The organism is Anabaena sp. UHCC 0187, assembly GCF_009712035.1.
Classification (GTDB): domain Bacteria; phylum Cyanobacteriota; class Cyanobacteriia; order Cyanobacteriales; family Nostocaceae; genus Dolichospermum.
On sequence record NZ_VILB01000004.1, the window covers coordinates 165782 to 174905 of the forward strand.

Genomic DNA, 9124 nt, shown 5'->3' on the forward strand with positions numbered 1-9124 from the left:
GATAATGAGGAAAAAGCTGGCAAAAAAAATCTGGCAATGGCGGGCAGTATTAATTGCTATTTCTAATACTACCGTCATTGTCACGTTAATTAGGTTGATGGGCTTGCTACAATTTCTTGAATTCACAGCCTTAGATCAATTTTTTCTGCTTCGCCCAAGGGAGACAGTTGATAGCCGAATAGTTATTGTGAAAATTGATGAGTTAGACATCAATAAACAAGGACAGTGGCCGATTTCTGATGCTGTATTGGCGAGATTACTAGAAAAAATCAAGGCGCAAAAACCTAGAGCTATTGGTTTAGATATTTATCGAAATTTGCCAGTTAATCCTGGACACAAAGACCTAATTAATGTATTTACATCTACTCCTAACTTGATTGGTATTCAAAAAGTTTTGAAGAATGATGATGATGATTTCCCGATTAACCCGCCGTCTATACTCAAGAACAAGCAACAAGTAGGAGGCAATGATTTACCTAGAGATGATGATGGTAAAGTTCGGAGAGGATTACTTTACCTATATTTAGATAATGATGATTTCTTAGAAAGCTTGGCGTTAAAATTAGCATTGTTGTATTTAAAACCGGAGGGAATTACAGAAGAAACTGCAAAAACTAACCCCAATTATTTACAATTGGGCAAAGGTGTTTTTCCCCGATTTGAAGCTAATGATGGTAGTTATATTAGAACGACAGAGGGAAGTTATCAACTTCTTTTAAATTACCGAGGAAATATAGAAACCTTTCCCAATATTTCTTTAACAGAAGTTTTAGAAAATCGCATTCCCCCAGATTTGATGCGGGGAAAGGTGGTGTTAATTGGTTCTACTGCGGGAAGTTTAAAAGACCTATTCTATACGCCTTATACGAACGAATATTTTACAACTCCGAAGAAAATGCCAGGTGTGGTAATTCATGCTAATTTAATTAGTCAAATCTTGAGTACAGCCCTAGATAATCGTCCATTAATTAAGTCTTGGTCAGAACCAGGAGAATATCTATGGATATTTGTTTGGTCAACTATTGGTGCTACTGTCAGTTGGCAGCTACGCCATAGTAACAGACTCCTGGCAATTAGTATTATCTTGACAAGTGGTGTTTTAATTAGTGGTTGTTTCCTATTATTTATATTTGGTTGGTGGATTCCTGTAGTTCCAGCACTTTTAGCATTAGTAGGATCAGCAATAATCATTACGCAATATGTGGCTAGTAGTGCGGCGAATATGCAAAAGACTTTTGGCCGTTATTTAACAGATGAAGTAGTTAATAATTTATTAGAAAGTCCTGCTGGTTTGAAGCTGGGAGGAGAAAGGAGAAAAGTTACCATTTTAGTTTCTGATTTAAGAGGATTTTCCTCTATTTCTGAGGAATTTACCCCAGAGGAAGTGGTAAGAATTCTCAACCTTTATTTAGAAGCTATGAATGATATTATTTATGAATATAAAGGGACAATTAATGATTTCATGGGTGATGGAATTTTGGTAATGTTTGGTGCGCCAATTAGTCGAGAAGATGATTCCCAACGAGCCATTGCCTGTGCGATTGCTATGCAATTGGCTATGAAACAAGTTAATCAAAAAAATCAAGAAATGAATTTACCAATTCTCGAAATGGGAATTGGGATTAATACAGGTGAAGTGATTGCTGGGAATATTGGCTCTCAAAAACGTGCCGAATATACTGTTATTGGTGGTCATGTAAATTTAGCAGCGCGGATTGAGTCCTATACGGTGGGAGGACAGATTTTTATTTCCGAGCATAGTTATAAAGATGCAAATATTGATTTGCGAATTGATAGTGAATTAAAAGTAGAAGCTAAGGGGATAAAATATCCTGTCAATTTGTATGAAGTTGGTGGTATTGGTGGGGAATATCAGCTATTTCTACCCACAGAAGAAGACAGTATGGTAAGTTTAAGTGAGGAATTATTTATTGAATATATGGTGGTGCAGGGAAAACACGTAGATGAAGAATTATTCTCTGGTGCTTTGGTGGGACTCTCTGAGCATGGCGCACAACTGCATTCTCAACATCCTTTGGAAAGATTAAGTAATATTAAACTAAAATTATTAACAGATACGGCTTTATGTGATGAAGACCCAGATATGTATGCGAAAGTAGTGAGAAAGTCTACTATTGACCCAAATTATTTTTTAATTCGGTTTACGACTCTCCCCCAAAAAGCAATCTCTCGACTAAATAGAATCCGCGAAATAAATTTACAGCAAAACTGTTAAAAATTCAAAAATAATCTATTCAAAATTGGCAGTCCTTGATAAAGTATTGAGGGCTGCTAAATGTATCAATTGATAATTCAAAAATGTATAGAAATTTAATTATGAAACTTCCTGCTTTCCTCCAGATGCCTAGTCAAATTGGGTTTTATGGGTTTTCGGCTGTGAGTATGGTTTTATTTACTGGTGTCTACCCCAGCATTGCTCAAGCACCAAATCCAGAAGGAAATCCCAATCAAAACAGATTTCCCCAATCTCTACCCACACCAGCACCTCTAGCACCAGAACCACAACCCCCACTACAACCTACTCCCACTCCTAGTCCAGAATCTTCCGAAACTCCCAGCACGGAAACTATTCAAGTTCAGAAAATTGAAGTTTTAGGGAGTACCCTATTTAACTCCACTGCATTAAACCCGATTACTCAACCAGTCGAAGGACGGGCTGTGACTTTTGGGGAACTGAAAAGAGTCGCCGATTGTATTACCCAATTGTATCTAAATCAGGGTTACATCTCATCTAGGGCTGTGTTAGTAGACCAGAAAATTAGCAATGGGATTATTAAAATCCAGGTAATTGAAGGTGGTTTAGAAAAAATTGAAGTTCAAGGAACTAAACGTTTAAATCCTGATTATGTGCGTTCACGAATAGCCTTGGGTGCTGGTAAACCTCTGTCCACAGCTAAACTAGAAGAACAATTAAAAATCCTTCGCACAGATCCTCTTTTTTCTAATGTAGAAGCCAGCTTACAGCCAGGAAATAGTTTAGGTCAAAGTATATTATTTGTCCGCGTCACAGAAGCCAATCCCTTTGATGCCAATATCAGCATTGATAACTATTCTCCTCCTAGTGTGGGTTCAGAAAGATTGGGTTTGAGTGCTACCCATCGTAACCTCACTGGGATGGGAGATCAATTAGATGTTTCCTATTATTTTAGTACCAAAGGTGTTTCCAATATTTATGATTTTACCTACAAAGTCCCGCTGAATGCCATGAATGGAACTTTACAGTTGCGGACTTCTATTAATAATAACCAAGTTATTGAACCGAAGTTCAAAGCTCTAAACATTCGTGGAGAGTCGGAACTATATGAAATTAGTTATAGACAGCCATTAATGCGATCTTTACGAGAAGAATTTGCCCTATCTCTCGGTTTTAGTTATCAAGATGGCCAAACCTTTACCTTTGCAGGGCCCACACCCTTCGGTTTTGGGCCTGATACCCTGGGTAATAGTCGAACTCGTGTAGTTAAATTCGGTCAAGACTATGTGCGAAGAGATACAAAAGGGGCTTGGGCTTTGCGATCGCTTTTTAGTGTCGGTACAGGTGTATTTGATGCCACCATTAATCCTAATCCCATTCCTGATGGTCGCTTTTTTAGTTGGTTAGCACAAGTGCAACGAGTACAACGCCTCAACGAAAATAACTTATTAATTGCTCAAGCTGAACTTCAGTTAGCTCCCAATGGCTTATTACCGTCCCAGCAATATATTATCGGTGGCGGTCAATCGGTGCGGGGATATCGGCAAAATGCCCGCGCTGGGGACAACGGGATCAGATTTTCCCTAGAAGATAGAATTACAGTCCACAAGGACGCATCTGGTAATGCCATGCTGCAATTTGCCCCCTTTGTTGACCTAGGATACATCTGGAATGTAGATAACAACCCCAACCTTTTACAGTCTCAGCAGTTTTTAGCGGGAACAGGACTAGGAATATTATTTCAACCTCTCCCCAATCTGAATCTGAGGCTAGATTATGGTATTCCCCTCATTAATCTCCAAGATAGAGGAATTAACGCCCAAGATGATGGTTTATATTTCAGTGCTAATTATCGGCTGTGAATTGAGGAGTCAGAAATTTAGAAGGAAGAGGGAAGAAGGAAGAAGCAATTCTTCCTACCTGAAAACTTTTGAAAATCCAGGTATGATATAAAAGTCAATAAAACTTCAGAAATATTCATCCAAATGCTAAATGACTCCTCTGAATTACCCAAGGTTAAAAATTTACTAATCCAGAAAATTCTCTTAGGTAATGAACCTAGTGCTGAGTTAATAGCAATCCTTACCATTTATTTTGTTCAAGGCATATTGTTACTATCACGGTTAGCAGTCAGCTTTTTTCTGAAAGATGAATTGCTATTAAGTCCAGTGCAGATGTCAGCAATTGTGGGAATTAGTACCATCCCTTGGATGATTAAGCCATTATATGGTTTTATCTCCGATAGTTTACCCTTGTTTGGCTACCATAGAAAACCTTACATAGTTTTATCAGGAATTATAGGATGTACAGCTTGGGTAAGTTTAGGAACAATAGTGCATACTAGCTTAATAGCTACAATTATGATCCTCCTTTCTTCCCTTTCTGTAGCTATTAGTGATGTGATAGTTGATTCTATTGTAGTTGAAAGAGCTAGATCCGAATCAGCAGCTAAGATAGGTTCTTTACAATCTCTGTGTTGGAGTAGTTCAGCTATTGGTGGGTTGTGTACAGCTTATTTTAGCGGCTTACTTTTAGAATATTTTACCACCCGCACAGTATTTTTAATCACCGCATTATTCCCTTTAATTATTTCATCCGTAGCTTGGTTAATTGCGGAACAACCTATTAATAAAAATATTAAAAAAAGCAATAATACAAAACATCAATTAAGACAAATTCGCCAAGCTATCACACAAAAAACCATTTGGCTACCAACAGCATTTATATTTGTTTGGCACGCTACACCAAATGCCGAATCAGCATTTTTCTATTTTACAACTAACGAACTACACTTTCAACCAGAATTTTTAGGACGAGTGCGGTTAGTAACAAGTTTTGCTTCTTTAATTGGGGTTTGGGCTTTTCAAAGTTACTTTAAAACTCTCTCCTTTAGAATTATTTTTACTTGGGGGGCTGTTATATCCACTGCTTTAGGAATGACGACTTTATTATTAGTAACTCACACTAACAGACTTTTAGGAATAGATGATCATTGGTTTAGCTTAGGTGATAGTTTGATTATTGCTGTTATTGGGCAAGTTTTATTCATGCCAATATTAGTATTAGCAACAAAGCTTTGTCCTCCTGGTATAGAAGCCACATTCTTTGCTTTATTAATGTCTATATATAATTTAGGAGGAACTATTTCTTTCGGATTAGGATCTATCATAATGAAATGGTTGGGAATTACAGAACATCAATTTGATTCTCTATGGTTATTAATCATTATTACCAACTGTAGTTCTCTCATACCAATATTATTTATTAAATGGCTACCAGATGCTAATATTGAGATAGATACTAGCCATAATGGAATTAGTTCATAGATAAAACAGCCAAAAAATGAAAACAATAGACACTCAAGATAGTCAAATCTCAGGAAAATCCTATACCCTCAAAGATTGGCAAGGAGGATATGAATCTCTCAACCAAGAATGTGATTATTGGATAGATGATATAGAAGGAGAAATACCTCCAGAATTAACAGGAACATTATTTAGAAATGGTCCAGGTTTATTAGATATAAATGGGCAAAGATTACATCATCCTTTTGATGGTGACGGGATGATTAGCCGCATTACTTTTACCAATAGCCGCGCTCATTTTCGTAACCGATTTGTAAAAACAGAAGGTTATTTAGCAGAACAAAAAGCTGGTAAAATTCTTTATCGTGGTGTTTTTGGTACACAAAAACCTGGTGGTTGGTTAGCTAATATTTTTGATTTTAAAATTAAACATATTGCCAATACAAATATAATTTATTGGGGTGGTAAACTTTTAGCACTATGGGAAGCAGCAGAACCTTATTTACTTAATCCCCATACCTTAGAAACATTAGGAAATGAATATTTCAACGATGTTTTATCCAAAAAAGAAGCCTTTAGCGCCCACCCGCGAATTGATCCAAATGGTACATTAGTTAACTTTGCCATTAAACCAGGACCATCAACCACAATTAGCATATTTGAATTAAACATAAAAGGGGAAATCACCAGTAAACAAAATCATAGTGTTTCTGGTTTTTGCTTCATTCATGATTTTGTAATTACAGAAAACTACTGTATTTTCTTTCAAAATCCTGTTAGTTTTAATCCCTTAGCTTTTGCTTTAGGAATATCTAGCGCAGCCCAATGTATTAAGGTTCAAAAAAATCAACCCACAAAAATTATCATTATTCCGCGCACAGGAAAAACCCAAACTGAACAAGTCAAGGTTTTAGAAACTCAAGCAGGTTTTATTTTCCATCATGTTAATGCTTTTGAAATGGAAAATGAAATTATTATTGATTCTATTTGCTATGAATCATTAACAGATGTTGAACCAAATAGCGATTACAGAGAAACTGATTTTGAGTCCAATTCTCCTGGACAAATTTGGCGATTTAATCTGAATTTATCAGAAAATAAAGTGCAAAATCAGTTAATAGATAACCGTGCTTGTGAATTTCCAACTATTCACCCAAATAATGTCGGTAAAGCCTATCGTTATGTATACGCTGCTGCGGCTCATCATGCAACGGTTAATGCACCCTTACAAGCCATTTTCAAACTTGATTTCAAATCAGGGAAAAAACAACTTTGGAGTGCAGCACCGCGAGGTTTTGTCGGTGAACCAATTTTTGTTCCTAAAGTAAATTCTCAACAAGAAGATGATGGTTGGTTAATTGCTGTGGTCTATGATGCAGAAAACCATCGTTCAGATGTGGTGATTTTAGATGCTGTCAATTTGGAAAAAGGGGCAATTGCAAAACTACACCTGAAACATCATATTCCCTACGGTTTACATGGGAGTTTTACACCAGAAATATTCATTTAAATATTAAATATAGGTTGGGTTGACTAAAGCGAACCCAACAAAGTCATGAAAATTTTGGGTATTTTTGTAGTTTATTCTAGTTAACCTCACATATCATATAACCAAAAATTAAATTGTAACAAAAACTACAAAATTGATATCTTTTCCAAAAAAGAGGGTAAGCTAATTATATAAATCTGGTTCACGAGTATACGTGATGAGGAGTGAATATTATGGTTACAACCTCTCTCCCACTGATGGAAAATCATTCTCCAGCCCATATTTGTCCTTATGATCAAGCTTGTAGCTATTTAGAATGGGCTGCTAAAGAATTAAAATTAAATCAAGGTATAGTAGAAATACTCAGTCATCCCCGTAAAGTTGTCACAGTTTCCATCCCCATAAAAATGGATAATGGGGAAGTGCGGGTTTTTGCTGGACATCGGGTCCAACATTCCGATATTTTAGGTCCATATAAAGGTGGTATTCGCTACCATGAAGCGGTGACATTACGGGAAGTTTCCGCCCTAGCCATGCTGATGACGTGGAAATGTGCATTGTTAGGTATTCCCTACGGTGGTGGGAAAGGGGGAATTCCCATAGACCCCAAAAAGTTCAGCGTGGGAGAATTAGAACGGATTAGCCGCCGTTATATTAGTGAATTAATTAAGGACATTGGACCATCAGTAGATATACCCGCCCCAGACATGGGAACATCCGCGCGGGAAATGGCATGGATGATGGATACTTACTCTGTTAATGTTGGTCATTCTGTTCCTGGAGTTGTCACTGGTAAGCCTTTATCTATCGGTGGTTCCCTAGGACGAGAAATGGCAACGGGACGGGGTGTAATGATTATTGTCCGTGAATCCCTTGCAGATCATGGTAAATCCCTTGATGGTGTCAGGGTTGTGATTCAAGGTTTCGGTAATGTGGGTGGGGCTGCTGCGGAATTATTATACCAAGAGGGAGCAAAAATCATCGCTGTTTCCAGCGGTGCAGGTGGTGTATTTTCTGAAGATGGTCTTGATATTCCCGCTTTAAAAGCATACTCTGCGGAAAATCGCCGCAGCGTGGTGGGATTTCCCCAAGCTACACCCATTAGTAATGCAGACTTACTAACTTTAGCTTGTGATGTGTTGATTCCTGCGGCTTTGGAAAATCAAATCACTGAAGAAAATGTTTATCAAATCAAAGCGCAATTTGTGGCGGAAGCTGCTAATGGCCCTGTTACCTTGGAAGCTAACCGAGTTTTAGAAGCCCGTGGTGTGACGGTGTTACCGGATATTTTAGCCAATGCTGGGGGTGTGGTGGTTAGTTATTTGGAATGGGTGCAAGGTCTTTCTTACCTGTTCTGGGATGAGGAACGGGTGAACCGGGAAATGGAACATTTAATGGTTCAGGCTTACCGCAAGGTGATTCATGAGTCGCAAGCACGGGGGGTAAATCTGCGGTTAGCTGCTTATACTTTGGGTGTGGGTAGAGTAGCCCAGGCTTTAAATGATAGGGGTTTGTATCCTTAATTGTCAATGTAAAGGCGCTTTTAGTAACGTCTTTACATTTATATTTATGAGAATTTTTGCAAAGGTCTCTTTGTACTAAACTTACGCAACTGGTGTCTTAGAGGATGTTTGAAAAGTTTTTAATGTATAAATAAACCCCTCTCCAAACCTCTCCCCGACGCGGGGAGAGGCTTTGAAACCCCCATTCCCTGGTAGGGAATGGGGGCTGGGGGGTTAGGTTATTGGAAATTATTGGTTTTATCTAATACTTTATGGCTAACGCCACGCTATGCCTTCGGCACACTTCGTGAACGCTATCAAACAACCTCTTAGTAGGGTGCGTCAGATGTCAAAAGTCTCTTGATTTATGACGCATCCTATCATAAGTTTTCAATGTGATACTGGCGTAAGTCCTACTTTAATTTCTGAAAGTATCTAGCTGACTGATAGTATTAATTTCGGTAATTGAGGTATAATTCCAAACATCTTCAAAGACTATTTTTTCATTACGGCTGGTGTTGGAATCATAGCTAATTTCTGTGACAACTCTTAAGTCTTCTCTCGATAAGTCAAGATTACCTTGACGCAGTTGGCTAAATTCGATGACTTCTGG

The 9124-nt window shown here is 37.9% G+C and carries 6 protein-coding genes; 5 read left to right on the forward strand and 1 reads right to left on the reverse strand.

Annotated features, from left to right (window positions below):
- Positions 1-4 precede the first annotated feature (4 nt).
- From FJR11_RS04480 to FJR11_RS04500, 5 genes are all read left to right on the forward strand, one after another.
- The gene (locus FJR11_RS04480; protein ID WP_168502516.1) at positions 5-2236 is read left to right on the forward strand and encodes a CHASE2 domain-containing protein; all 2232 of its coding nucleotides are present in this window, start codon (positions 5-7) and stop codon (positions 2234-2236) included.
- A gap of 101 nt (positions 2237-2337) precedes the next feature.
- On the forward strand, positions 2338-4077 hold the full coding sequence (locus tag FJR11_RS04485; RefSeq protein ID WP_168502517.1) for a ShlB/FhaC/HecB family hemolysin secretion/activation protein: 1740 nt from the start codon (positions 2338-2340) through the stop codon (positions 4075-4077).
- A gap of 123 nt (positions 4078-4200) precedes the next feature.
- Positions 4201-5541: a folate/biopterin family MFS transporter gene (locus FJR11_RS04490; protein WP_168502518.1), complete on the forward strand. Its 1341-nt coding sequence runs from the start codon at positions 4201-4203 to the stop codon at positions 5539-5541.
- 16 nt (positions 5542-5557) lie between these two features.
- Positions 5558-7030 (forward strand): carotenoid oxygenase family protein, encoded by a 1473-nt coding sequence (locus tag FJR11_RS04495; RefSeq protein ID WP_168502519.1) that lies wholly within the window; start codon positions 5558-5560, stop codon positions 7028-7030.
- A gap of 212 nt (positions 7031-7242) precedes the next feature.
- Positions 7243-8532: a Glu/Leu/Phe/Val dehydrogenase gene (locus tag FJR11_RS04500; RefSeq protein WP_168502520.1), complete on the forward strand. Its 1290-nt coding sequence runs from the start codon at positions 7243-7245 to the stop codon at positions 8530-8532.
- 397 nt (positions 8533-8929) lie between these two features.
- Here the strand turns inward: FJR11_RS04500 and FJR11_RS04505 are convergent.
- A partial coding sequence (locus FJR11_RS04505) for a hypothetical protein (protein ID WP_168502521.1) occupies positions 8930-9124 on the reverse strand: 195 nt, incomplete at its 5' end.